At 34.8% G+C, this 26152-nt stretch carries 26 protein-coding genes and 1 pseudogene; 6 read left to right on the forward strand and 21 right to left on the reverse strand.

Annotated features, from left to right (window positions below):
- Window positions 1–28: 28 nt before the first annotated feature.
- From FG384_RS06460 to FG384_RS06470, 3 genes are all read right to left on the reverse strand, one after another.
- The gene (locus FG384_RS06460; RefSeq protein ID WP_142641768.1) at window positions 29–1909 is read right to left on the reverse strand and encodes an ABC-F family ATP-binding cassette domain-containing protein; all 1881 of its coding nucleotides are present in this window, start codon (window positions 1907–1909) and stop codon (window positions 29–31) included.
- A complete protein-coding gene (locus tag FG384_RS06465; protein WP_142641769.1) occupies window positions 1906–2541 on the reverse strand; it encodes an HD domain-containing protein in 636 nt (211 codons plus the stop codon). The genes FG384_RS06460 and FG384_RS06465 overlap by 4 nt, the downstream gene beginning before the upstream one ends.
- A gap of 88 nt (window positions 2542–2629) precedes the next feature.
- Window positions 2630–4309: a formate--tetrahydrofolate ligase gene (locus tag FG384_RS06470; protein WP_205961750.1), complete on the reverse strand. Its 1680-nt coding sequence runs from the start codon at window positions 4307–4309 to the stop codon at window positions 2630–2632.
- Window positions 4310–4457: 148 nt separating this feature from the next.
- Here FG384_RS06470 and cspD point away from each other — a divergent pair, with 148 nt between their 5' ends.
- Window positions 4458–4661, forward strand: a complete 204-nt coding sequence (gene cspD, locus FG384_RS06475; RefSeq protein WP_142641771.1) for a cold-shock protein CspD — start codon at window positions 4458–4460, stop codon at window positions 4659–4661.
- An 84-nt stretch (window positions 4662–4745) separates the two neighbouring features.
- Here cspD and FG384_RS06480 read toward each other — a convergent pair whose 3' ends face one another.
- Window positions 4746–4928, reverse strand: a complete 183-nt coding sequence (locus FG384_RS06480) for a zinc-finger domain-containing protein (protein WP_142641772.1) — start codon at window positions 4926–4928, stop codon at window positions 4746–4748.
- 120 nt (window positions 4929–5048) lie between these two features.
- Between FG384_RS06480 and FG384_RS06485 the strand changes: the two genes are divergently transcribed.
- Window positions 5049–5441, forward strand: coding sequence for a reverse transcriptase-like protein (locus tag FG384_RS06485; protein ID WP_142641773.1), 393 nt, complete (start codon window positions 5049–5051; stop codon window positions 5439–5441).
- 88 nt (window positions 5442–5529) lie between these two features.
- Here FG384_RS06485 and FG384_RS06490 read toward each other — a convergent pair whose 3' ends face one another.
- From FG384_RS06490 to FG384_RS06515, 6 genes are all read right to left on the reverse strand, one after another.
- Window positions 5530–5994: an SRPBCC family protein gene (locus tag FG384_RS06490; RefSeq protein ID WP_142641774.1), complete on the reverse strand. Its 465-nt coding sequence runs from the start codon at window positions 5992–5994 to the stop codon at window positions 5530–5532.
- A 108-nt stretch (window positions 5995–6102) separates the two neighbouring features.
- Window positions 6103–6303, reverse strand: coding sequence for a cold-shock protein (locus FG384_RS06495; RefSeq protein WP_053589685.1), 201 nt, complete (start codon window positions 6301–6303; stop codon window positions 6103–6105).
- A 163-nt stretch (window positions 6304–6466) separates the two neighbouring features.
- Window positions 6467–7288 carry a type II pantothenate kinase gene (coaW, locus tag FG384_RS06500; RefSeq protein WP_142641775.1) on the reverse strand — a complete coding sequence of 274 codons (822 nt, stop codon included), beginning with the start codon at window positions 7286–7288 and terminating at the stop codon, window positions 6467–6469.
- A 26-nt stretch (window positions 7289–7314) separates the two neighbouring features.
- Entirely contained in the window at window positions 7315–7623 is a 309-nt protein-coding gene (locus FG384_RS06505) for a magnetosome magnetite crystal formation protein family (protein ID WP_142641776.1), read from the reverse strand.
- A 65-nt stretch (window positions 7624–7688) separates the two neighbouring features.
- The gene (locus FG384_RS06510; RefSeq protein ID WP_142641777.1) at window positions 7689–9221 is read right to left on the reverse strand and encodes an amidohydrolase; all 1533 of its coding nucleotides are present in this window, start codon (window positions 9219–9221) and stop codon (window positions 7689–7691) included.
- A complete protein-coding gene (locus FG384_RS06515; protein ID WP_142641778.1) occupies window positions 9218–9790 on the reverse strand; it encodes a DUF1836 domain-containing protein in 573 nt (190 codons plus the stop codon). The genes FG384_RS06510 and FG384_RS06515 overlap by 4 nt, the downstream gene beginning before the upstream one ends.
- A 135-nt stretch (window positions 9791–9925) precedes the next feature.
- Between FG384_RS06515 and trhA the strand changes: the two genes are divergently transcribed.
- Together trhA and FG384_RS20150 are read left to right on the forward strand one after the other, a co-directional pair.
- Window positions 9926–10573, forward strand: a complete 648-nt coding sequence (trhA, locus tag FG384_RS06520; RefSeq protein WP_142641779.1) for a PAQR family membrane homeostasis protein TrhA — start codon at window positions 9926–9928, stop codon at window positions 10571–10573.
- Window positions 10574–10959: 386 nt separating this feature from the next.
- Window positions 10960–11203, forward strand: a pseudogene (locus tag FG384_RS20150) (transposase); the annotation flags it as partial.
- 779 nt (window positions 11204–11982) lie between these two features.
- On the opposite strand, the gene FG384_RS06530 reads toward FG384_RS20150, so the two are convergent.
- Window positions 11983–12216, reverse strand: coding sequence for a hypothetical protein (locus FG384_RS06530; protein WP_142641781.1), 234 nt, complete (start codon window positions 12214–12216; stop codon window positions 11983–11985).
- 69 nt (window positions 12217–12285) lie between these two features.
- The gene (locus FG384_RS06535; RefSeq protein ID WP_142641782.1) at window positions 12286–12726 is read right to left on the reverse strand and encodes an OsmC family protein; all 441 of its coding nucleotides are present in this window, start codon (window positions 12724–12726) and stop codon (window positions 12286–12288) included.
- 106 nt (window positions 12727–12832) lie between these two features.
- On the opposite strand from FG384_RS06535, the gene FG384_RS06540 reads away from it, so the two are divergent.
- On the forward strand, window positions 12833–13201 hold the full coding sequence (locus tag FG384_RS06540) for a hypothetical protein (RefSeq protein WP_142641783.1): 369 nt from the start codon (window positions 12833–12835) through the stop codon (window positions 13199–13201).
- 45 nt (window positions 13202–13246) lie between these two features.
- Here the strand turns inward: FG384_RS06540 and FG384_RS06545 are convergent, their stop codons facing one another.
- The 9 genes from FG384_RS06545 to FG384_RS06585 form a co-directional block, all read right to left on the reverse strand.
- On the reverse strand, window positions 13247–14965 hold the full coding sequence (locus FG384_RS06545) for an FTR1 family iron permease (RefSeq protein ID WP_142641784.1): 1719 nt from the start codon (window positions 14963–14965) through the stop codon (window positions 13247–13249).
- Complete coding sequence (gene efeB, locus FG384_RS06550; protein ID WP_142641785.1) at window positions 14943–16217, reverse strand: iron uptake transporter deferrochelatase/peroxidase subunit; 1275 nt, start codon at window positions 16215–16217, stop codon at window positions 14943–14945. The genes FG384_RS06545 and efeB overlap by 23 nt, the downstream gene beginning before the upstream one ends.
- A gap of 5 nt (window positions 16218–16222) precedes the next feature.
- The gene (efeO, locus tag FG384_RS06555) at window positions 16223–17074 is read right to left on the reverse strand and encodes an iron uptake system protein EfeO (RefSeq protein WP_142641786.1); all 852 of its coding nucleotides are present in this window, start codon (window positions 17072–17074) and stop codon (window positions 16223–16225) included.
- A gap of 178 nt (window positions 17075–17252) precedes the next feature.
- The gene (locus FG384_RS06560; RefSeq protein ID WP_166462393.1) at window positions 17253–18797 is read right to left on the reverse strand and encodes a sensor domain-containing diguanylate cyclase; all 1545 of its coding nucleotides are present in this window, start codon (window positions 18795–18797) and stop codon (window positions 17253–17255) included.
- Between the two features lie 149 nt (window positions 18798–18946).
- Complete coding sequence (locus FG384_RS06565; protein WP_142641801.1) at window positions 18947–19654, reverse strand: ABC transporter ATP-binding protein; 708 nt, start codon at window positions 19652–19654, stop codon at window positions 18947–18949.
- On the reverse strand, window positions 19647–20435 hold the full coding sequence (locus FG384_RS06570) for an ABC transporter ATP-binding protein (RefSeq protein WP_142641788.1): 789 nt from the start codon (window positions 20433–20435) through the stop codon (window positions 19647–19649). Before FG384_RS06570 ends, FG384_RS06565 begins: the two co-directional genes overlap by 8 nt.
- Complete coding sequence (locus FG384_RS06575) at window positions 20425–21375, reverse strand: branched-chain amino acid ABC transporter permease (protein ID WP_142641789.1); 951 nt, start codon at window positions 21373–21375, stop codon at window positions 20425–20427. Before FG384_RS06575 ends, FG384_RS06570 begins: the two co-directional genes overlap by 11 nt.
- A gap of 13 nt (window positions 21376–21388) precedes the next feature.
- Window positions 21389–22264 carry a branched-chain amino acid ABC transporter permease gene (locus FG384_RS06580; RefSeq protein ID WP_142641790.1) on the reverse strand — a complete coding sequence of 292 codons (876 nt, stop codon included), beginning with the start codon at window positions 22262–22264 and terminating at the stop codon, window positions 21389–21391.
- A gap of 87 nt (window positions 22265–22351) precedes the next feature.
- Window positions 22352–23527 carry an ABC transporter substrate-binding protein gene (locus FG384_RS06585; protein WP_142641791.1) on the reverse strand — a complete coding sequence of 392 codons (1176 nt, stop codon included), beginning with the start codon at window positions 23525–23527 and terminating at the stop codon, window positions 22352–22354.
- A 443-nt stretch (window positions 23528–23970) separates the two neighbouring features.
- Here FG384_RS06585 and pepF point away from each other — a divergent pair, with 443 nt between their 5' ends.
- Window positions 23971–25779 (forward strand): oligoendopeptidase F, encoded by a 1809-nt coding sequence (pepF, locus tag FG384_RS06590; RefSeq protein ID WP_205961751.1) that lies wholly within the window; start codon window positions 23971–23973, stop codon window positions 25777–25779.
- Window positions 25780–26152: the final 373 nt, after the last annotated feature.

The raw sequence follows: 26152 nt of genomic DNA on the forward strand, positions 1-26152 counted from the left end.
TTTCATAACCTCCACTAAAAGTAAGTAATTAAGATGATACAATTTCTTCTAAATATGACCATCGTTCAATTAATTGCTCATACTTTTCATTTTCATTTTCTAGTTGCTCTGTCAATTGTTGTAATAACGTGAAATCAGATCCAGCATTCAATACTTTTTCTTCTAATTCCCCTATTGACTGTTCTGTTTTCTCTATTTCATCACTAATTGTTTCCCATTCTCGTTGTTCTTTATATGTGAGCTTTTTCTTTTCTTTCACTGGTTTTTCTATAATATTTTCTTTCTTAACTTCTATTACTTCTGGTGATATGGATAATATTTCTTCTAGATAATCTGAATAAATGCCTAGCCATTCTTTTACAGTCCCATCTCCATTTAATACCCATAGTTTCTTCGCAATACGATCTAAGAAGAATCGATCATGTGAAATGGTTATTATTACTCCCGGAAAAGTTTCCATAAAGTCTTCCAATACCGAAAGTGTTTGAATATCTAGATCGTTTGTCGGTTCGTCTAGCAATAACACATTTGGTTGCTCCATTAGCATTTTTAATAATACAAGTCGTTTCTTCTCACCACCCGAAAGCTTTCCTATTTGGGTGCCATGAGTGTTTAATGGAAATAAAAATCGCTCTAACATTTGTGCAGCAGAAAACTTCTCTCCACTACCAGTATCAATTGCATTTGAAGTTTCTCGTATATATTCAATCATACGCATTTGTTCATTCATTTCTGGCAGCTGCTGCGAGAAATGAATCATTTTAACAGTTGACCCAACTACGATTTCACCAGAATCAAGTGGTATCTCACTAGCAAGTGTTTTTAATAATGTACTCTTACCTACACCATTTGCACCAACAATTCCAATTCTATCTCCTGCTTGTAATAGGAAAGAAAAATCCTCTATTAGTTTTTTAGATCCGAAACTTTTTGAAATAGATTTTCCTTCTAATACTTGTTTGCCTAATCGAGTAGTAGCAAGTTCCATTTCTAAGTTTTGATTAGAATTATTTCGATCAATTTTGGAATCGATTTCTTCAAATCGATCTTTTCGAGCTTTCTGTTTAGTTGATCTAGCTTTTGCACCTCTGCGAATCCACTTCAATTCATTTCGATATAAATTTTGTAATTTTTGTTGAGAGGATGCATTCATTTCTTCGCGTAAAGCTTTTGATTCTAAGTAATCTGCATAATTTCCGGTATGTGTATACAACGTTTTATCTGCAAGCTCATATATATGTGTAGCAACTGCATCTAAGAAATATCGATCATGCGTTACGAAAATGATAGAGCCTTCTACACGCTGTAACATGTCTTGCAACCAATCTGTAGATTCTTTGTCTAAATGGTTCGTCGGCTCGTCCAATAAAAGTAAATCTGCTGGTTCAATTAATACTTTGGCTAAAGCAACTCTCTTTTGTTGCCCTCCAGATAAGTGGAGAATCGAATCTTCAAATTGTGTTATTCCAAGTTTCGTTAAAGCTGTTTTTGCAAGTGCATTGACATCCCATGCTTGCATTTCATCCATTTTCTGCTGTAAATTCATTAATGTATTTTGAAGTTTTGTAGAGTTTGGATCCTTTACTAGTGCTTGTAATGCTTCCTCATATTCACGGTTGGTTTTTAAAATTGGTGAATCACCACTAAATACAGTTTGTAAGACAGTCTCATCTTTTTCAAACTTTGGTTGCTGTTCTAAGTATGCAGTTCGATATTTGTTCGGATGATCTCGGTCTATGGAGTCTGCTTCTAACTGTCCAGCTATAATGGATAGAAAGGTCGACTTTCCCGTACCATTAATGCCAATTAATCCAGCACGGTTTTGATCGTTAATTGTAAAAGATATATTTTGAAAAAGTGTTTTTTCTCCCACTGTTTTGGTTAAATTAGAAATAATTAAATGACTCATATTAGTTCACCAGTTTCTTTTCTTAAATTTTGCAAAAAGAGTTCCATAAAAGCATGTCTTTCCATTGCAAGCTCTTTCCCTTTTTTCGTAGTCATTCCATCTACTAGTAATAACAGTTTTTCATAAAAATGAGTAAGTGTTGCCGTTTCTTTTGAACGATATTCTACCTCTGTCATGTTTTCACGAGGAGTTTCACTTGCGTCGTATAGTTTTCTCCCTTTTGCACCACCGTACGCAAATGTACGAGCTATACCCACTGCTCCTATTGCATCTAATCGATCTGCATCTCGAACAATTTTTGCTTCAATTGACTTAGGCTCTTTCTCATTCCCACCGTTAAACGAGATTGACTTGATAACTTCTTTTATATGTATTACTTTTTCTTCAGATAGGTTTAACAGTTGAATAATTCGAGTTTCTTCAGATTTTGATTGATCTTTAGCGTATTTAGGATCACTTACATCATGTAGTAATACCGCTAGTTCAATAATTTCTCTATCAGCATATGGTTCAGTTTCTACTATTTCAAACGCATTTTTTCTCACTCTTTCAATATGTTGAAAGTCATGACTTGCATCAAAATGCTTATACACTTCTTTTACTAATAGTTCACATTTCTCTATTGGATTCATATTATATTTCTCCTTAAACGACTTCATCTTCTTTATTATATACAAAAAAACAGAAAAAGACTGCTATTTGAGCAGTCTTTCATGTACTTTAAAACAATCCAATTGCATGTCCGTCTTCTGAAACATCCATATTCAATGCAGCGGGTTTCTTCGGAAGTCCAGGCATAGTCATAATATCTCCTGTTAAACATACTATGAATCCAGCACCAAGTTTCGGTAAAACTTCACGCACAGTTATCGTAAAGCCGTTTGGTCTACCTAATAGTTTTGGTTGGTCGGTTAAGGAGTATTGCGTTTTTGCCATACAAATCGGCATAGTGTCCCACCCATATGATTTAATCTGATTGATTTGTTTCTGTGCTGTATCTGTAAATACGACATCAGTTCCACCGTATACTTTTTGTACGATTGTTTTCACCTTATCTTCAATCGATTCTGTTACATCATAAAGAGGTGCGAATTTCGAAGGCTTTTCTAGTTCTTGCATAACTAGCTTCGCAAGTTCAACTCCACCTTCACCACCTTTTTCCCACACTTCTGTTAAAGCAATTACAACATTTTTTTCCTTACACCATGACAATAAGGCTTCTATCTCATCATTTGTATCCAGACTAAATTTATTTAGTGCGATAACTGGTTCTATTCCAAATGCACGAATCGTATCAATATGTTTTTCTAAGTTACTCGTACCTTTTAAAAGAGCAGCCACATCTTCTTCCTTTAGCGAATCCTTTTGTTTTCCACCTTGCATTTTAAGTGCACGGATAGTCGCAACGATAACGACAGCATTTGGTGAAAATCCACCTTGCCTTGACTTAATATGCATAAATTTCTCTGCTCCTAAATCAGCTCCGAATCCAGCTTCCGTTACTACAACATCTGCTAAGTTCGCTGCTGTTTTAGTTGCTATAATAGAGTTACATCCGTGTGCAATGTTTGCAAATGGTCCTCCATGAATGATTGCAGGTGTTCCTTCAATTGTTTGCACTAGGTTTGGTTTAATTGCTTCTTTTAATAATAATGTTAAAGCTCCTTCAGCCTCTAGAGCACGAACGGTTACTGGTTCTTTGTCGTATGTATAACCAATAACAATCTGTGCTAGTCGTTCTTTTAGGTCACGTAAATCTTTTGCAAGACAAAGTATTGCCATTATTTCAGAGGCTACCGTTATATCAAAACCATCTTCTCTTGGAACTCCTTGCGTAGGACCACCAAGACCAATTGTAATATGACGTAGAGCCCGGTCATTCATATCTATTACCCGTTTCCATATAATTCTTCTAGGGTCAATTTGTAATTGATTACCTTGATGTAGGTGGTTATCAATGATTGCAGATAGAGCATTGTTTGCAGTTGTAATTGCATGTAAATCTCCATTGAAATGTAGATTTATCTCTTCCATTGGTAGAACTTGAGCATATCCACCACCAGTTGCCCCACCTTTTACACCCATCACTGGTCCCAGTGAAGGTTCTCTTAATGCAACAATGGCAGATTGCCCTATTTTTTGCATAGCATCTGCAAGACCAACAGTAACTGTAGACTTTCCTTCCCCTGCAGCTGTAGGACTGATTGCCGTTACTAAAACAATTTTTCCCGGTGTATCTTTCATTGGAATTTTTTCGAAATCTATTTTCGCTCTATATTTCCCGTATAAATCTAAATAGTCATCCGAAATACCTATTTTATCTGAAATTTCTTTAATTGGTTTCATTTTAGCATTTTTGGCAATACTTAAATCGGTTAAAGGATTGATCTTTGTGTTCATTTTCATCCCTACTTTTTAATTTTATTATATCTCGGGAATAGTGTATAAAAACAAGTGAAATTCGACATATTATTGACGAATTCTGTCATTTAATGTATAGTTTATCTATCCATTATCAGAATATTTAATGGATCGAGGGAGGAACGTTATGCAACAGGGGAAAGTAAAATGGTTTAATAACGAAAAAGGATACGGATTTATTGAGGACAATAATGGAGATGACGTTTTTGTCCATTTTACAGGTATTCAAGGTGAAGGGTTCCGTTCATTAGAAGAAGGACAAGAAGTATCTTTCGACATAGTGGAAGGCAACCGAGGACCACAAGCTGCAAACGTTATTAAAAATAGTTAGAAACGGTTCTTCCTGCGACAACTGGTCGTGGGACTTTTTTTTATAACTATTCAAGTAAGATCGCAAATCGCAATACTCGTACTTTTATTTCGATTGAAGTTTTTCACCTGCTTGTTTGATTTCTTCCCCTACTGTACATGCAGAGATGCAAAAATTATGTGCAGCTCTTCTCCCTTTCTCCTTACGAAGACACTTAAGAACTAAGCATCCTTCACAATACGTATTGATTAAATAATCGATTTCATTTATGATTTGTACATTTTTCATTTTTATTCTCCTCGCTATTCGATAAGATTGTACTATTTGGACGAATTTGTTTGCAACTGTACAAATAATAGTACAAACTAAAATAGTGTTTAGAAAAACTAAAAAAACAGGTGATACATCATGCTTGAAGTTTATATTGATGGTTCGACGACTGGAAATCCAGGTCCAAGTGGAATTGGAATTTTTATAAAAGGTGAAGGCCATCATATTAAAATTAGTGAATTTATAGGCAATTACTCGAACCATACGACAGAATTTATCGCATTACTTCGAGGTCTAGAAGAAGCGAAAAAGCTCGCACCCTCCATCGTTTCTGTTCGAACTGATTCTCAAATCGTTTGTGCTGCCATAGAGAAAAGATATGCAAAGAATGCAGAATTTGCTTCTATTTTAGAAAAAATATTAGTCATTAGTGATTCATTTGAATTGTTTTTTATTAAATGGATTCCAGATGATCAAAATAAAGCTGCACACGCCTTAGCTAGAGAAGCTGTATCAAAAAAACTGCCTTAATCGGCAGCTTTTTTGCTTATTTACTGAATATTATCATACCCATTCTTTACGATAAATAGAAGCCCCAATATTTTCAGGTAAAAATAAATTAATCTTTCTCTTTTTCGTATGCATTTTCAATTGTCTCTTTCGTTCTATTCATAAAATTTTGTACCACTTCATCACTACCAAACAATTGAAACACATTTAATAAAATATTTTTAGGCTTGTTAATAGATGTATATGTAAATTTTGTCGTCGTATCGTCGCGACTCTCTAACTCATATTCTGTCGTCATTCGAAAACGATTATTCAATAGAAAGCTTTCTTGAAGCATTCTGTAATTCTTTTCCTCACCATATTTTTTTATCGTTAGTTCATATTGTTCTGTATAAGAACCATTTTGATACGTTTGGAGGATGATGGATCCAACTACATCATCCGTTTGTTGGATAATTACCTCATCCATTACTTTTGGAAAAATCATCTTCTTTTTATCGATGTCACCATAAAAAAACGGCCAAACAAAATCAATGGGTGCTTGTATGATAATTTCTTTCCTCCATTTTTTCATTTATTATACTCCTTTCTGACTAACGCATCATTACGCTCTCCATTGCTATATGATAACATAAAAAAACAGACTCTCGAATGAGAGTCTGTTAAAGTTTTTGGTTTAAAATTAAGCTTTAACTACGTTAGTAGCTTGAAGACCACGTTGACCTTGCTCGATTTCAAAAGTTACTTCTTGACCTTCGTCAAGAGATTTGAAACCTTCGCTTTGGATAGCTGAGAAGTGTACGAATACGTCGTCTCCGCCTTCGCGCTCGATGAATCCGAAACCTTTTTCTGAGTTAAACCATTTTACTTTACCTTGTTCCATGTGTGTTTCCTCCTCGTGTGCATTAATTGCACACATTGTGTTACTATCCTTGCTCAACACTGTTAAGTAAAAGTGTTGCCACCTACTAACTAACCGAACAAAAATAATCCTCTTTTAATATAACACGCATTATTTCTTTATGCAACACTTTTAACTAAATAATTTACTTACTTTCCAGTAATGCCCCTATTGCACCACTATAACCATGTTTATCTAAAAAAATAGGATTTTTTTGCTTTAAAATGGTGTAACTTTCTATGATTTCTTTCAGTAAACTATTGTTTTCAAGTGTTGAGCCAATATAAATAATGTCATTTACTCCATGTGCATCAGCCGATTGTATGCAAAGTGATGCAACCACTTCACCTATGATTCCTTGTATGCCTGCTAAATAATCGGCTTTCGTTCTATTTTCAATCGACTTAAGCGCAACTCCACCAAAATTGCTTGCTGTAAGAGATCCATTTATCGGTAATTTATTGCTTTCGTAAATATCACTAACTAAAATGTCTATGGATGATCTAGATCCTTTCTTTGAAACTTCAATCATCTCTTCATAGCTTTTCGTACCTGTTAATGCAGATCCTAAACCAATTAATGTACCCCCGCCGATTCCTGTCCCGCCTAGCCTACTATGCGAATCCGCTTCCATAATATGGATGGACGTTCCTGTCCCAATGTTAGCAATGATTGCTTTCTCACAGCGAATACCGTCATGTTTTAACTGGTACATAACACCTGCCATTGTAGCATCAAACTCTACAATATACGGAATGTCATTTTGAGAAAGCAAAAATTTCTTTAACTGTTCTGCACGGCCACCAGTAAGACAAATGGAAGATAACGACGATTTGGAATCCAGCCAATCCTTAACAGCTTTAAAATTAGATGAAAGAAAACTAAGTAGTTGTAATTCATTCGTTTCATCCCAAAAAGCTATTTTCGTTAACGTTCCACCTGCATCAATACCGATTTTTGTAGCCATACAAATTCCCCTTTTATGTGTAACATTTATTTTATCCAAGAACCTACGATTGGATAGTTAAATGTACTTCCTGTAATCGCTTTAACTATTCCGATAACCGGAACAACAAATGCCATTATACCAAAAATTATTAGTAATGGGATACCGATTAAGAAAATTATCAAAAATATTGAAATAGTAATTAAAACTGCTATTACTAATTGGAACAGAACTGCTTGAATCGATAGTTTTTTTATTTCTTCATCATCTACAAGTAAAAATAAAATAAACGGTACTAAAAATGGTGCGAACCACGTACTGGCATGTAGTAATACTTTTAAACCTGTGTTTTGCATAGGAATCATACTCCTTTCCATAAATTAATATTTTATATTTTATACGTATATGTTATTCATTTGTTTCATTTTTCTCTTAAACTATTATTAAGATAAACAGTTTCACCTGCAACAATCGTTTCCACTATACTAGCTTTTCTAAAAGTTGTTTCGTTTAACTCTATATCTACTATCGTGAAATCCGCATCAAAACCAGGTAGTATTCTTCCACGTTCTCTTTCTTTTCCGATTGCTTTCGCACTACCTGTTGTAAACAATGAAATTGCTTCAAATGCAGTGAGTGCTTGGTCAGGCAAGTATTTGTTATTTACTGCAGCATCCATCCCTAACAAGGGATCTGCTATTTCTATAGGAGAATCAGACCCTCCTGAACAATCAAATCCTCTACTTATCAGTGTTTTCCATGCATAGCTCCATTTTAATCGGTCTTTACCGAGCCTTTCTTTAACCCAAGGGAAATCGGAAGGTACAAACATAGGTTGTAGATCGAGTACAACTGGTAATTCTGCCATCCTATTCACTAGGTCTTCACGCAAAACATTCACATGAATCAGTCTATCTTTCTTGCCAGATGGCACTGGGTATTTTTCTATTAAATCTAATATAATTTCTACTGCTTTGTCTCCAATTACATGAACAGCTATTGTTTCATTGTAACTTCTTGCCATTCTCACTAACTGCTCCAATTTTTCCGGCTTATGCACAGCTACTCCTTTATTCCCTGGATTATCTGAATAATCCTCAGACAATAAGGCAGTGTGCCCACCTAAAGAGCCATCAATAAATATTTTCATAGCGCCAAATTCAATGAATGAGGACGTTTCCTTTTCTCCCTGCATCTCTTCAAACACATCATGGTGTCTTAGTAGATGAGTACGAAAACTACGACCAATTACTTTTCTGTAGGCTTTTAATGGAACAGTATATGGGCCATAATATGCCATATCTTCTGTATGAACACCAGTCAATCCTTTAGACTGTAAATCACTAACACTGGATTTAATTACTTCTACTAAATAATCTGTTGTAGTCGGAGGAATTTTTGAAGTGATTAGTTGCTGAGCACTGTCGTAAAATAGACCATTTAGATTTCCTTCCGTATCCTTGCCAATGATACCCCCAGTAGGATTAGGCGTTTCTTTCGTAATTCCAGCCAGTTCTATTGCTTTGGTATTTGCTACAAGGACGTGTCTACAAATCCTTTTTAATACAACTGGCGTATCTTTCATTTTATCTAAATCGTATCGGGTAATAGGTCGGTTTTCTTTTAATTTATTATCATTCCAACCTTCTGCAACATACCATTTCTCGTTTAATACTCGGCTTGTAACTTCATCTACTATTTCTTCAATCGAGTCAATCAATGATAAATCCAGATACGCTAATTTTTCTCCATGCCCAATGAGGTGAATATGACTATCTACAAAACCAGGATACATGGAAGCACCATCCAAAGAATGTACTACATCTGCTAGTTCCAGTAGTTCTTCCTTTCGTCCTGTCTGAATGATTTTTCCGTCTTCCACTAAGACTGCGTCTACTTTTTCTCCATCTTTATGCATCGTGTGAATATTTCCGTCTGTCCACAATATCTTCATTTTTTCTTATCCTCCTTATTATTTTCTAATAAACCATCTACCATTATTTCTGCAGCTTTACGAAAAGCATTGCTCATACTTGCAAGGGAAGCAATGAACGATATTTGTTTTAATTCTTCTTGTGCTTCCTCTAGTTCAATTTCTTTTTCCAGTATTCTAATTTGTTTGGAAATGTTCTCTGCATTTTTCTTTTGTAAATGAACTAAAGTAGAATAAAATTGTTCGAGTTCGAAATTTTCTGATTCCAAACGTTTGTTGATAGGATCTAGCGTTGCTTTTATATCATTAATGGATAAAGTACCTTTTAACTGATAGATCATACTAATTAGCATAATATGTTGTTTCGAATATTTTTTATTTTTTATCGGAATAAAAAGTTTTCCTTTTGCGTAGTTATTGATCATAGTTTTTGTTAGAACTTTTTCTTCATCATTGCGTAAAGTTTTTGCAAATTTAGAGTCGAATAATTGAATCACTTGATCCATATACAAATCAATTTCTGGAATTTCTTCTTCTTTAATAGTGGATTCGAGTGATAGTTTTTGTAGTAATTCTTCAGATTGAATCATCTTAATGCCTCCATCAGGATTAGTATATCTATCGTATCGTAAAAAAAACTTCTCGTAAACATTGACTATTACACGTGACGGTAATATCATAATAAGTAGTTATAAAAACTACATATTGTGATAGGAGGAATTATAGTGGGGAATTATATTCGAGAGCCTTTTAACGGACTATCGCATCTCTTTGGAGCGATTTTATCCGTGTTTGGGTTGGTTGCAATGATTATCAAAGTTTCTTTCGATGGAGCAACGGCATTAACAGTTACTGCTATTGTTATCTTTGGTGTGAGTATGATTTTACTTTATACGTCATCAGCAACATATCATATGGTAATCGCAAAGGAGAAAGTGATTCAACTTTTGAGAAGATTGGACCATTCGATGATTTATCTATTAATTGCGGGAACTTATGCACCATTTTGTTTAATTGCTTTAAAAGGGACAACCGGATATGTACTGTTTACAATAATTTCTCTTATTGCTGTTAGTGGAATTCTCTTCAAAATGGTTTGGTTCAATTGTCCAAGGTGGATATCTACTGCACTTTATATCGGAATGGGCTGGATTATCGTATTTTTAGCTTCACCTTTAGCAGACAAAATTAGTTCTGAAGGAATATTCTATGTAATCCTTGGTGGTATCTTCTATACAATCGGTGGAGTTATATATGGTGTAAAGCCGAAGATTCCATTTATTAAGAAGCTAGGTTTTCATGAAATTTTTCATATCTTCATTTTGCTTGGCACATTTTGTCACTTTATATGTGTATTTGTATATGTTCTTTAACAAGAAAACCGCCCATTAGTTTGGGCGGTTTCAGACTGTAGGTAAACACAAAAATGTGAGTTTGATAACAGGCTTTTTTATGGTATTGACTAAAAATACCGTTGATTTTCACTTCGGCGGACGCTTTCCGCGGGCGGCCCTTGAGCCTCCTCGTCGCAAGCTCCTGCGGGGTCTCACCTGGGCACGCTGTTCCCGCAGGAGTCGCCGCCTCCGTTCCAATCAACTAGTGTATCCTTTTAAGTAATTTGAGGTGATCGATATGATGACGAAAATTTAAATCATAAACGCGATCAATTAGAAATGTTCTCGATTGGAGGACCAAGTATTAATCAGGTTGTCCCAATAAAATGACATTCATTTTATAGGTGTTTGGCATTCGCTCCATGTATATTTGGGCACATCCTTTGGAAGAAGCGGATTATATACGCCATCAAAATGATATTAAACAAATCTACTCCCGGCTCATAGAAACGATTGAACGCGTTTTGCAGATGCAAAGGAAAGCTTGCTATGCGTTGAACAACCCTCAGAGGGCTTGAAAAATTGTCCATGCAGGGGATGCTTACTTTTGCTGCAATGAATTTGAAGAAACCTGTTAACTGGACGTGGCGTAGTCCAGAAATTGCATAATAGATGAACTCGTATAGTTCTAATCACGTTAATCATGCCTGATTTCGTGTGCAACTTTAAACGAAATGGAAAAAGGCATTCAGAATATGATCATTCTGAATGCCTCAGACTGTAGACAAATTCGTTTTACAATGAATAGAGATGTATAAGAGAATCAGCAGGAGCGGGGCCCACCACTTCGCATTCCGTGGGCTTGGCTTCAGCCTCTTCGTCACTGCCGTTCCTTCAGCGTCTTCAGCTCAAGCTATTCCCTCAGGAGTCTCCGTGGCGGGCCCTGCCTATTTTTCAAAAGTTGAAAGTGGAAATCTGAAGATGCTGTGATCGATGAATGTTTCTCGGAATATCTGATAAAAATAACGGATTGACTATCCCGTCTCATCAAGTGAAAAGGCTTTAATTGTACACTTTTCTGTTTATTGAAGTTAAAAATAAGCGGAAGGCGGCGACTCCTGTGGGACAGCGAGACAGTCCAAGACCGCAGGCAATAAGTAGGAAGGCTAAGATCGCCGCTTCCTGCTCCTGCGCAAAGCTCGTCGCAAAAGAACTTTTGCGGCAACGCCATCATGACCAACATCCTGTTAGCCCGAGGCTTGGCGCGAGCCCGCGGAAAGCGCCCGCCTGGAGCGATTGCTACAGGAAAAGCACAATAATCACTATGTTTTTAATACATTTTGATTCATAAAAAATACATTTGTCGACGAGCAAAGGCATTCAGAATATGATTATTCTGAATGCCTTTTGTGGTCAATCTGAAACCACCCATTAACTTTGACGATTTCTTACTTTAATAGATGATGGAACTCTACTTCTTTAGATGACTCTAATTTCATCTGCTCTAATTGTAACTTCATCTTCTCTGTTTCAATGATAAAATTCTCATGTCGTAATTTTTCCAATTCAAGCTGATCTTTTACTACTTCTGCATTTATTTTAGCTTTCTTTTCAAAATGACTTGTTATGGTACCAAGAATCGGAATTGAGAATATAAGTATAACTGCAATAGTTCCCGTCAATACGTTCCCTCGCTTTTAAAAATAATTGAATATTTATATTATACAGTATATTCATTTAAGTTAATACAATCAGTTTCCAGTTATAATAACTGGTTCCAACTCAATTTCCACATTGCCACGTAAAGCTTTACTAATCATACACGTTTGTTCAGCTTTTACAGCAAGTCTTTCAGTTATTGCTATATCTTTTTCATCCATGAGAATAATAAACGGCCGATGAATAATTTTTTTGTATGTAAAAATTCCATTTGTAACATCTACAATTGCAGTAGATTCCATTTCCAATTTCTTTTTTGCAACATTACTTCTTTCCATCATTGCAGCAAGCGTAATAATATAACAAGTAGCTGCTGCTCCTAGCAACATTTCGTCTGGATTTGTCCCAATGCCAGGGCCATCCATTTCTGTAGGAATAGATATTCTGGTATGTAGATTTTCTGCTTTAATCTCCCCGATATCGTTTCGCTTACCTGGCCAGTTCGCTTTTAAATGAAAGTGATGCTCTGCCATATTGATTCCTCCATTTCTTTTCTTTACTTAACTATATACATAATTGTTTTATTGGAATATAGAAAACTTTCCAGTATGATTATTATATAGAAAGAAGGCGATTTTATTGTTAAAAGACTATGGGAAAATTGGGGGAGGCACAATTATCCTGTCCTTATTCTTATTAATACTTGGTGTTAAATACGTACTTGGACACGATTTGGTCATTAGAAACTTTATTGCTTTTGCAGTCATTTCAGTTTTAGTTGGTACAATTTCAGGAGCACTACTATTTTATAAGCTGAAAATAGCATATATACTTTTTACGACTGGATTAGTTATTGGTTTCATCGAACTTTTCCGTTCATTTATTGTAGGTAAGGATGGTTGGGGGGACTTAGTTGGAATTCTCTCCCTATTTATTTTTACTGCTTTTGGTTTAGTAATTGGACTAATTGTAGAAGGTATATTGTTTTTTATAAAGAAAAACAAGTAAAAAAGAAGTTTTTCCGCCGTTTCAGCGAGAAAAACTTCTTTTTCTTTATTTCTTCCTAAGAAGATTCCAAATTACAACTCCAATTAATAATACTTGCGGTATAATCGTTTCCCATGTCGGATAAAATCCAATTGAACTAATGACTGGGAAGCCATCCACTATATTCATTGGAAGTACACTTGTTAGTTGTAGAGTGTGAATACTTACACCAATTATTTTGAAGGCCAATAAATATATAAGTATTGTAGCTACAATAAAGAATCGATGTATAGGTATTTTCCCACTTACTTTTATTAAAACAACTGCAAAAACAGCTAAAATGACTAATGCAATGAGGATACCTAAACTCAATTCCAATGTTGACATTTTAGGAGCAATACCTGCGTAAAAAATAATCGTCTCTGCCCCTTCTCTAAATACAGAGAGAAAACTAACAAAAGCCATAGAGAGAATACTACTTGTAGAAATAGCATGATTCATTTGATTTTGGATATATTTATTCCAAGCGTTTATGCTAGATTTATTATGTAACCAAACACCAACACCTATCATTAGAACTGCTGCACCTAACCCAATATAACCTTCCATCATTTCTCTACTCGTTCCAGCCGAAATTGATTGAAGAACGGTAGAAAGAATAATGGCTACAGAAGCACTAACAACTAATCCTGCAAAAGCCCCAATGTAAATCCACTTTGTTTGATTTTCTTGGTTTGCTTTCTTTAAGAATGCAACCAAAGCAATAATAATAAGTAATGCTTCCAAACCTTCACGAAGAAGGATTAAGGCAGAATCCCAATACGTATAATTAGAAGTTGTTTGTATTAATTCTATTTCTTTAATAAATAAACTGATAGAATCGGAGATCCTTTGATTATCAACCTTAGATTTTGAAAGCTCACTTACAAGCAGAGGAATATTGCTTTCTATTTTAGTATATAGGGAAGCATTTTTTGTCCGAATATCTCCTTCGACATTTGGCCAAATTTCAATAAACTCCACTAATTTTTGAGCTGCTGCATCATATTCTTCCTCATTAATAAGATCCTTACTATCTTTAAGTAAACCTATTAAAGTAGCAGTTGAGTAATTACCAGTTGCGGCTTGGACTTTTTTCCCAGCAACAAAATCATCAATAGCACTTGTTAAAGTATTGAACTGACCTTGAAGTTGATCTATATCAAATTCGTCTTCCGCTAAAGTAATTCTCATAAATGCTACTTGAGTTTCTATTTTTCCGTAACTTGCAATATCCATCTCTCTAACAGGACGCTCGTTTTTTGTCCAAGAAGCTACGAATTTCGTATATTCCTGTAAGATAGCTGCTCGATCTTTTGTTATGATAACCTCATTTAGATTATCTATAGCTGGTTGAATCTTCTTACCGAAATTCGTTCTTTCTGCTTTTTCATCTACAGGGTTTAGTTCTTTTTCAAGTGCTGCTAATCCTTTAGCAAGTTGTTGTAATCCTACGAGGCGATCTTCCGCATTTTCTGCTTCATAGGCAATAGTAAATGCACTATTTATTTGTTCTACTGTGTTACTGCTTTGCACATTCATCTCTGCCCATTGCTTTTCAAATAATTCTAATGCTTCCTTAGCATTTGCGTCATCATCTTTTTTTGAATCCATAATTGCATCGCCAATTGTTATATACAGTTCACCAAAAGTAGTAGTAGCATGAACAGGTAATACAAATACTACAAAAAAGGTACAAACAACAAATACTATTAAAGATAATTTATGCTTTAAAAAGTGATTCACCTACAAAACTCCCCTTTTGAATTCCAGGGAAACAAGCGAAAGTTGCACTGCCTCGATGGGTAATGTATTCATTTAATTTATCTATACGACCTAAGCTGTTTTGAATATTGATGAATTGCTTTGGATGTTTTTGAAAGGAAATAAATAATAGTCCCGCATCAAATACTCCTGTCTTTGGATCCATTCCACTAGAATAAGAGAATGATCTCCTTAAAATACGATCATCTACTAGTTTAGCTAAATGTACATGGGAAGTTGTTGGGATGATTGGATTTCCACTCGAATCTTTTCTAGCAAGCTCCATATCTTCAAATTCTCCTGTTTTCCCTATCGGAGCTCCGCTATCACGATGACGTCCAAAAGTTGCCTCTTGTTCACCTAATGCTGTACGATCCCAAGTTTCTAAGTGCATTTGTATTCTCCTGGCCACAAGATAGGTACCCCCTGTCATCCAAGGAACAGATTCATTTGACTGAACCCAAACAACATCATTCATTTCTTTCGTATCATTCACGTTTGGATTTCCAGTTCCATCTTTAAAAGCAAACAAATTTCTCGGCGTTTGTTTTTTATTTTTTTCTACTGGAATTGAGTTAAAACCAGCTTGAGTCCATTTTAAGATTACTTTTCCTGAAGCAGAGCGAATAAGATTTCGAACAGCATGAAAAGCAACTTGTGGATCATCCGCACATGCTTGTATACACAAATCCCCTGAAGAATAACTTTCGTCTAACTGATCTTTTGGGAAATGAGGTAATGCTTCTAACTCTGTCGGTTTAAGGTGTCCTAATCCTAGTTTAGATTTCTCAAAAAGAGTCGGACCGACCCCGAAAGTAATCGTTAAATTAGAAGCGGAAAGACCAACTGCCTCCCCAGTGTCTTGTGCTGCAACATAAGAATTGGTAGTTGGTTCTGCAATCTCTTCCCCATTCATCATTCGAACTGCTAATGGCGTCCACATTTCGAATAAATCTTTTAACTCTTCTTTTGAAGTAACAATAACATTCAAAGAAGCAAAATAAATATGTTTTTGAACATTTGTAACAATACCAGACTGATGACTCCCGTAAAATGGAACTTTTTCAGTAGCAGTCATATTGTCATCAACGATGGAATAACCAAACGAATTCGCTACAGATCCAAATCCAGTTGCACCGATTAATACCCCTGCAGTTCCCGCTCCGGTTAATTTAAGCATTTGTCTTCTATTCATCTTGTTCTTTAAAAGATTGTCTGATTGCTTGGTGTTCATCTAGTTCACTCCATAATGATTCCCATTTGACTTAATGGTTCACCTAATTGATTTACCGCCTCAGAAAGTGTTTTTGTATCTTCATTTGTTAGTTCTTCATAAGAAACATATACACCATTTCCGTCTTCATATTTTGCTAATAAACTATTAATATTTTTGAATTTTTGTTCTAATTCTCCTACTAAATTTGCATCTTTTTCTTTTATTCTATCCTTTAAAATGATAAATATTTTTTCTGCACCTTCAATATTTGCTTTAAAATCATACAAATCTGTATGTGAAAAAATTTCTTCCTCACCAGAAATCTTTGAAGTTGATACTTCATTTAATAAATCAACTGCGCCAGTAATCATTAAATCTGGAGTTACATCAACCGTTTCTACTCTCGCACGAAGCTCTTTTGCATCTTTTAGTAATTGATCTGCAGTATTCTCGTAGCCTTCTGTTGTGTTTTCTACCCACAGACCGTATTCAATCTTATGGTATCCTGTCCATTCAGCTTCCGTTTTTCCTTCATCCTTTAAATCTGCTAGTCTAGCATCTATACGTGGATCTAAATCTCCGAAACTTTCAGCAATAGGTTCTGAACGTTCAAAATACATACGTGCATTTGGGTATATTTCTTTTGCCTTTTCTATCTCTCCTGCTTTTACTGCTACAACAAACTTTTCTGTCTCCGTTACAAATTGATCCATTTGATCAATTGCAAATGATTTATATTCTTCTAGCTCTTTACTTAATTCCACTGTTTGCTCTGTTGTATTCTTTTCCTCTACAACTTTTTCATTTGTGTTTCCGCAGCCAGTAAGTAATATACCAGTTGCAAATAGTGAAGAGATGAATGCTGATTTTTTCACTTTTTATCCTTCTTCCTTTTTATGTATCTATTTAGTAATGATAATCATTTTCAACGAAAAGTCAATGAAGAACATTTGTTTTAATTTCAAATAAATGTATAGATCACCACACTCAATAAACAGTACAACAGAGCATAAAAAAATGGTTTTAGCGATATAGCTAAAACCATTTTTGAAATCAGTTTGAAATGACCGTTTTATTTCGTCCTTCTGATTTCGCTTTATATAATGCATCATCCACACGATGCATAAAATCGCTAACATTTTCATTATTTGATTTGTATTCTCCTACTCCTGAAGAAATAGTAATTTTCTTATTCGTAGGTGGAATACTCATTTCTATTTCATTTCTTAACTTTTCTGCCAGATTGTATGCGTCTTGAATAGAACAATGTGGTAAGACTATGATAAACTCTTCGCCACCTAGCCTTATACATACATCTGTTTCTCTAGAAATGAAAAGCATCTTATGAGCTAAAAACTTTAACACTTCATCTCCAGCATTATGTCCAAACTCATCATTAACTTTTTTAAAATGATCGATATCAATCATAATCATTGAAAATAATGTTTGATGCTCTAGTAAATCAGAAAATAAAAACTCTGAATATCTTCTATTCCGAATACCTGTTAACGGGTCTGTTAACGACTGATGTTTAAAATCTGCAACTGTTTCTTCTTGTGTTTTCCGGTAATTTTCAATTGTTTCAGTAAGTTGTTTCGCTTCAAAATACCATGTCGAAATTCCAATAGTTTCAATAGTTGTACTTTCTTTTGGTAAATTCATCGTAAATAACGCTAGTTTTTTTAAAGGTGATGCAAGTTTTTCAGACAAAAGTAATGCCAATAAGAAAAATATTAAAAGAAATGGTAAAGAGTAAATAAACATTTTCAGCATTATCCCATCTAAAGGATATAAACTACTTTTATATGGAGTTTGGGAAACTACCCCCCACTCACTTGCCGGGATGAAAGTGAATCCAGATAAAAAGTGCTCACCCTTTGAATTCATAACCTCCTGTGATCCACTTTTTTGCTTTATAATATTTTGAACCACTTTGTTTTCTTTAACACTTTCTCCTATCCTTTTTATATCTGGATGATAAATTAGTGTCCCATTTTTATCTACGACATACACATATGACCCATCTCCACTAAAATGCTCTGCTAAAATATTTTGTATAAAATTATCTTCTTGTAAATATATGGTTCCATTTAGCATCCCAAGATACTCATTAGTACTGCTAGATAAAGGTGTTGAAACAAGTATTAAAAAACGTCCAGTTACTGCTGTATAAGGGCTAGAAATAATACTTTCTTTTTTACTGATAGCTTCTAAAACTCCTGGAGATTCTATTTTATTGCCCGCAATACCAATGTTTGGTGAAGTAGCGATTGCCACACCGTCGCTTCCAATTACGGAAAGAGAATTGAAATTTTTACTGCTGACTAACAATTGATCCAATATTTTTGTAAGTTGAGCTGGATCATTCATATTCGCAATAACATCTAATTTTCTTGCTTCTAAATTTGCTTTCATTCCCTCAAAAACTTCTTCTGACATTTGAGCTAATTTTAAAGAGTATACCTCATTTTGCTCCAAAGAATTTTCTATTAAGCTTTTCTTCGTCACGATATAACTTGAAAATAAGGAGCTACTTAAAATGGCAATCATCGTAAATGTAATAAGAGTCAATATCCAAAATCTGAGTGTTTTCTTCATTGTTCCTCCAAATAATAGCATATTATGCCATTATATCACTTTGTATATCAATTGAACTATAATTCTAATATAATTCCTTTACATATTTCTATAATAAAAAAAGCATTCATTAAGTAGATTTCACTTAATGAATGCTCGCCTATTTATGTTTAATGTCCTCCTAGATACGCCTGCCTTACCTCTTCACTTGTCTGTAATTCATGGGCAGATCCAGAGAGTACTACTTTTCCAGTTTCAATAACATAGCCACGATTTGCTACTGATAACGCCATGTTTGCATTCTGTTCAACCAACAAAATAGTTGTACCTTCACGATTAATGTCCCCTATAACGTCAAAAATCGTTTTAACCATTAATGGAGCTAATCCCATAGATGGCTCATCTAATAATAGCAACTTAGGTTTAGCCATAATTGCTCGACCCATTGCGAGCATTTGTTGCTCCCCACCCGAAAGAGTACCAGAAAGCTGCTTTTTACGTTCTAATAATCTAGGAAAGATTTCATACACTTTTTGCATATCTGCATGAATCCCAGCTTTATCTTTTCGTAGAAACGCACCAAGTTCTAAATTTTCTTCCACTGTTAAGTTAGCAAATACTCTTCGTCCTTCAGGTACATGTGAAATACCAGCTTTCACAATTGATTGTGCTTGTTTTCCAGCAATCGAGCTATTCAAAAAGTCAATCTTCCCATTTTTAGGCTTTAGTAAACCAGAGAGCGTTTTTAATAAAGTACTCTTCCCAGCACCGTTTGCACCAATTAGAGTTACAATTTCCCCCTCATTTACTTCAATTGTAACATTTCTAAGTGCTTGTATATTTCCATAAAATACATCTATGTTATCCACTTTAAGCATTGACATCGTGAACTTCCTCCCCTAAATAAGCCTCAATAACCTTAGGATGGTTACGAATCTCTTCTGGTGATCCTTCCGCAAGAAGTTGACCATGATCAAGCACATAAATTCTTTCACAAACTCCCATTACTAAGTTCATATCGTGTTCTATAAGCAAAATTGTTAAATCGAATTTATTTCGAATAAATGCGATTAAATCCATTAAGTCCTTTGTCTCTTGAGGGTTCATACCTGCTGCTGGTTCATCTAAAAGTAGAAGTTTAGGACCTGCTGCTAAAGCACGAGCAATTTCCAGTCTACGCTGTTGACCATATGGTAAATTTTTAGCTAATTCATCTTTATAAATATCCAATTTGAATATTTTTAAGAATTCAATTGATTTTTGTTCCATCTCTTGTTCGCCTTTAAAATGAGATGGTAAACGTAATACAGAACTCATAATAGAGTGTTTAGCAAGTGAATGATAGGCTACTTTTACATTATCTAAAACAGAAAGTTCGTTAAATAGTCGTATGTTTTGGAAAGTTCGACTAATTCCTTTTCTTGTTACTTTGAAAGGTTGTAAACCGTTTATTCGCTCACCATTAAATAGAATGTCTCCTTCTGTAGGAACGTACACTCCTGTTAATAAGTTAAAACTAGTTGTCTTCCCTGCTCCGTTAGGACCTATTAATCCAACTAATTCTCCTTTATTTAATACTAGATTTAAATTAGATACTGCTTTTAAACCACCAAACTGTATTCCAGCATTCTTTACTTCCAACAACGGTTTATTTTCCATGTTGTCCGCCTCCTTTTGGAGTTCTCCAAAGCTTGAAATAATCCGTAATTTCCATCGTACCCATTAATCCTTTCGGACGATATAGCATTACTAAAATTAATACAAGACTATAAATAATCATTCGAGTTTCTGGATAACCTTGAAGGTATGTCGAAACTACAGTTAATAATATTGCTGAAAGTACAGCTCCTGAAAGACTACCTAGTCCCCCAAGAACTACAAATATTAAAATATCAAATGACTTTAAAAACCCAAATTGACTAGGCTGAATGATATAGAAATTATGAGAGTATAATGCTCCTGCAACTCCAGCAAAGAAAGAACCAATTGCAAATGCTATTACTTTATAATAAGTAGTATTAATACCCATCGCATCAGCTGCAATTTCATTTTCTCTAACGGAGATCGAAGCAATACCATGTCTAGAATTTGTAAAGTTTACGATTACTATAAGAGTAATAACTAAGCAGACAAATGCATAAGTCCAAGTTGTTAAATGAGACACTTGCATACCTGCTGCACCACCGACAGCATCAATGTTTAAGAACACAATTCGAATAATTTCTGCAAATCCTAACGTAGCAATTGCTAAATAATCCCCTTTTAATCGTAAACTTGGGATACCAACAATTAACCCAGCCAATGCAGCAACAATTCCACCTACTAAAATAGCTACTATAAATGGAAGATGTAATTTCATCGTGAGTATTGCAGAAATATAAGCTCCTACCGCTAAAAAACCAGCATGACCTATAGAAAACTGTCCAGTAATTCCGATTACTAAATGTAGGCTGACCGCTAAAATTATGTTAATGGCAATAAATATAAGTGTATTAGAATAGAATTGATTCATCATTCCATTAGAAATGAGAAGCTGAACAACTGCGTATACTACTACTGCCGCTATCATAAATGGCCAAAACTGTTTTGACTTTTTCATAATTATGTACCACCTACACTTTCTCTCGTGTATTTTTTCCAAAGATTCCAGATGGTCTAAAAATCAGAATTAATATAAGAATGATAAATGCTGCAGCATCTCTCCATAATGAGAACCCTAAAGCACTAACAATCGTTTCAACAACTCCGAGTACTAAACCACCAACCATTGCACCAGGAATTATTCCAATACCTCCAAGAACCGCAGCAACAAACGCCTTTACTCCTGGAATAACACCCATTAGTGGATCGATCTTTGTATAATACACACCGAAGATAACACCTGCTGCTCCAGCTAAAGCAGAACCAATTGCAAAAGTTGCAGAAATTGTATTGTCTACATTAATACCCATTAATTTTGCCGCTTCTGTATCATGAGAAACTGCGCGCATCGCTTTTCCAGTTTTCGTTTTGTGAACGATAAACTGCAATAAGATCATTAATACAATAGAAACGGAAAGAATCAGAATAGATTGGCTGCTAATTTGAGCTCCAAATATTTCAAATGAACGGTTTGAAAATACATCCGGGTAAGCTTCAGGTTGAGCTCCTCTAATATATATAACACCATACTCTATCAGTAGAGATACCCCGATTGCTGTAATAAGCGCTGCAATTCTTGTTGCATTTCTTAGACGTTTATATGCAATACGTTCAATAATTACACCAAATAGCGCACATGCTGTCATTGATATAATAAGCGCTGGGAAAAATCCTAAACCAAATACAGTAATAGAATAAAATCCAATGAAGGAACCTACCATAAATACATCGCCATGAGCAAAGTTTATCAGTTTTATAATTCCATAAACCATCGTGTAGCCGAGGGCTATTAATGCATATATACTTCCGAGTGAAATACCGTTAATTAATTGTTGTATCCATTCCATGAAGTTTCACTCCTTAAGTTAAAATTACAACTAGTTTGGAAATAGAAAAGGAGGGATATCAATCCCCCCATATTTTACGAGTTAATATTAAGGATTAACTTTCGTTTTAAATACTTGCTCACCATTAACGAATTCGATAATAGTAGCAGATTTAATAGGATGATGAAATTCATCAACAGAGTATAATCCAGTAACTAGTTCTAAATTATCAGTAGCTTCAATAGCTTCTTTAATTTTTGTTCCATCTAATGATTTAGCTCTTTCAATTGCATCTTTCAATAAATAAACTGAATCGTATCCAAGTGCATGGAATGAGTTAGGTGCTTTACCATACTTTTCAGTAAACTTGTCAGCAAATTCTTTCGCTTTACCATCTGGATCTTCTGCTGAATACGCAGTAATGATAAATGTATTATTTAATGCATCTGCTCCTGCTAAGTCAACGATTGTTGGAGAATCCCAACCATCAGCACCCATTAATGGAACATCTATTCCTAATTCACGAGCTTGCTTTACAATTAATCCAACTTCTTCATAATATCCTGGAATAAAAACAAAATCTGGATTTGACCCTTTAATACGAGTTAGTGTAGAACGGAAATCAGTATCTTTTGCCACATATGATTCTTCAGCAACAATCTTGCCCCCTGCTGCTTCAAAGTCTTTAATGAAAGATGCTGCAAGACCTTTCGCATAATCACTCGCATTGTCTGCATAAACTGCTGCAGTTTTAACCTTTAATTCGTTTGCAGCAAAGTTTGCTGCTACAGTACCTTGGAATGGATCGATAAATGCCGTACGGAATGTAAATGGATTTACTTTTCCGTTATCTGCAACTGTAACTGTTGTACTAGTCCCAGAAGGTGAAATCATTGGCGTTTTTGTATCTGTTGCAATTTGTACTTGAGCAACTGAGTTACCACTTGTTGCAGCCCCGATGATAGCAGTAACTTTATCTTGGCTTGTTAATTTTATTGCAGCATTCGTTGCTTCTGCTGCATCGGATTTATTATCTACTTTAATAAGTTCGATTTGTTTCCCGTCAATACCACCAGCAGCATTGATTTCCTCTACAGCTAATACAATAGCATCCGCTTCAGATGAACCATAAGATGCAACAGCACCTGAAAGTTCTAAGTTGGCACCAATTTTTATAGTGTCTCCTCCTGAACTAGATCCCTCTTCTCCCCCTGAACATCCTGCAAGTACTCCAACTAACAGCGAACTTGCTAGGAATAGTGAAGCAAATTTTTTTGTCTTCATTTAATATGACCCCCATTTTTGTTTGATGATTCTGAATTTTATAATTACTCATTTACCTTTCTCATATAAATATCAGGTAATCACTCAGAATCTATCAAGTTGTAAGAACAATCTCATTGTAAAACAAACTTTAAATTCAGTCTATACTAATTTTTCTTTTAATTTGAAAATTAATAATATTACATCAATATAATATTGTTAAACTTTATCAAAACCCTTGATTTTACTGAATTTCAGTTTTATTTTTTCCCTTTAATTGTCTAAATTTTTTATTATTTTTTCTAATAGTCTTTATTTTAAAATTGGATTATTTTATCATTCTGACTAATAAAATATCTATTTATTTGAAAATTTTCTATAAATTGAATGTTTTTTTACTTTTCTCTTACTATTCGATATACTAATTAATAGTTCGATATTCGTAATAATAAGGAGAGATGAGAATGATTAAAAGCCTACCAAAACGTTCAGAAGTAACATTAGAAGAAACATGGAATTTGAAAGATTTATATGAATCAGAAGAGGATTTCAACAATGCCTTAATAGAATTAGAGAATGAAGTAAACAGATTTGAGGAAAAATTTAAAGGAAATATTATTAATCCAGAAACAATTATTGATGCATTGCAACAATATTCCGCTGTTTACGAGAGGCTTGTCCCAAGCGGAACGTATGCTAGTTTGTCCCTTAGCACAGATCAAACAAATACAGAAGCACAGATGCGCGCAAGCAAATTTGGATCCATTTCCGCAAAAATAAATAGTAAATTATCTTTTGTAAATAGTGAGTTGTTGGAGCTTCCAACTGAAGTGTTAGAGCTAGCAATTGAAAACTGTCCGCCTTTTCAAAACTATTTACAGAAACTACTTATCAAAAAACAATACCAATTACATCCGGAAGTGGAAAAAACACTTGCTGCTCTTTCTTCCACTTTTAGCGCGCCATATAAACTGTACGATACAACGAAGATGATAGATATTGCGTTTGATAATTTTGAAGTTAATGGTAAGTCATACCCTTTAAGTTATGTATCATTTGAAAATGATTGGGAATCGGAGTCTAATACAGAACTTAGACGTGCAGCATTTGAGGCTTTTTCAAGTAAACTAAAAGAGTATCAACATACAACCGCAAAAACGTATGATATGCATTTGCAAATGGAAAAAACAACAGCAGATTTAAGGGGTTATAATTCAATTTTCGACTCTTTGTTATTAAATCAAGAAGTGGATCGCACTTTATATGATCGTCAAATTGATTTGATAATGACAGAACTTGCTCCACATATGCGTAAATATGCAAAGCTACTTCAAAAAGTGCATGGGTTAGACAAGATGACTTTTGCTGATTTGAAAATTTCACTTGATCCGTCCTATGAACCAAAAATCTCTATTGAGGAATCTAAAAAATATATTATTGATGCCCTTGGTGTGATGGGAAAAGATTATTTAGAAATGGTAGAACGTTCTTATAAAGAACGATGGATTGATTTTGCTCAAAATGCAGGTAAATCTACAGGAGCATTTTGTTCTAGCCCGTATGGTAACCATCCTTATATTCTTATCTCTTGGTCAAGTAGAATGAACGAAGTATTTGTACTCGCACATGAGCTAGGACATGCAGGACATTTCTATCATGCGAACAGTGAACAAAATATATTTAATGCACGTCCATCAACTTACTTTATCGAAGCACCATCTACAATGAATGAGATGCTTGTAGCAAATCATTTACTGGAAAATTCAAATGATCCGAAGTTTAAACGTTGGGTAATTTCTTCTATTGTAGCGAGAACTTACTATCATAATTTTGTTACTCACCTACTTGAAGCTGCTTACCAACGAAAAGTTTATGAACGTATTGACGAAGGGCTACCTGTTAATGCAAATATTCTAAATGAATTTAAACGAAGCGTTTTAGAAGAATTTTGGGGTGACGATGTAGAAATTTCGGAAGGTGCTGAGTTAACTTGGATGCGCCAACCACATTACTATATGGGGCTATATCCTTACACGTACTCTGCAGGTTTAACAATCTCTACACAAGTATCAAAACGTATTTTAAATGAGGGTCAGGTTGCAGTGGATGAATGGATTGACGTATTAAAAGCAGGAGGAACAAAATCACCAGTGGATTTAGCAAAAATGGCGGGAGTAGATATTACAACTGAACAACCGTTAAGAGATACAATCGCATATATCGGAAGTTTAATAGATGAATTAGTTCAACTAACAGATGAAATTGAAAGATAAGAACAAAAAGCTTAGTATCCACACCTAGCCCATTCGGTTTAGCTTACAGACTGTGGACAAACTCGATAAAATCGAAGTTTGCCTTCAGTCTTTTTTCTTATTAAAAAGAATGAATAGTAATTGAGACATAAAAAGCCACTCGCTTTCCTCGGACGAATCGGCTAGCCTCCTCCTCTCTACGTTGAGGGGGACTTAAAAAGTCCATATGAACAGCTTTGGTAGACGGAGTTGTACAATAACCCAATAAATAAGAAAATCGTTGAAACGGCTCCCTTTCCGGAGGCCACTGAAAAAGTCCATATAGTTTCACTTTTAATGAAGTTCCCCCGTAGTTTTCCGAAGCTTACCGCTCGCTTTCCACGGGCGAAGAATT

The organism is Psychrobacillus vulpis (genome assembly GCF_006861825.1).
Lineage (GTDB): Bacteria > Bacillota > Bacilli > Bacillales_A > Planococcaceae > Psychrobacillus > Psychrobacillus vulpis.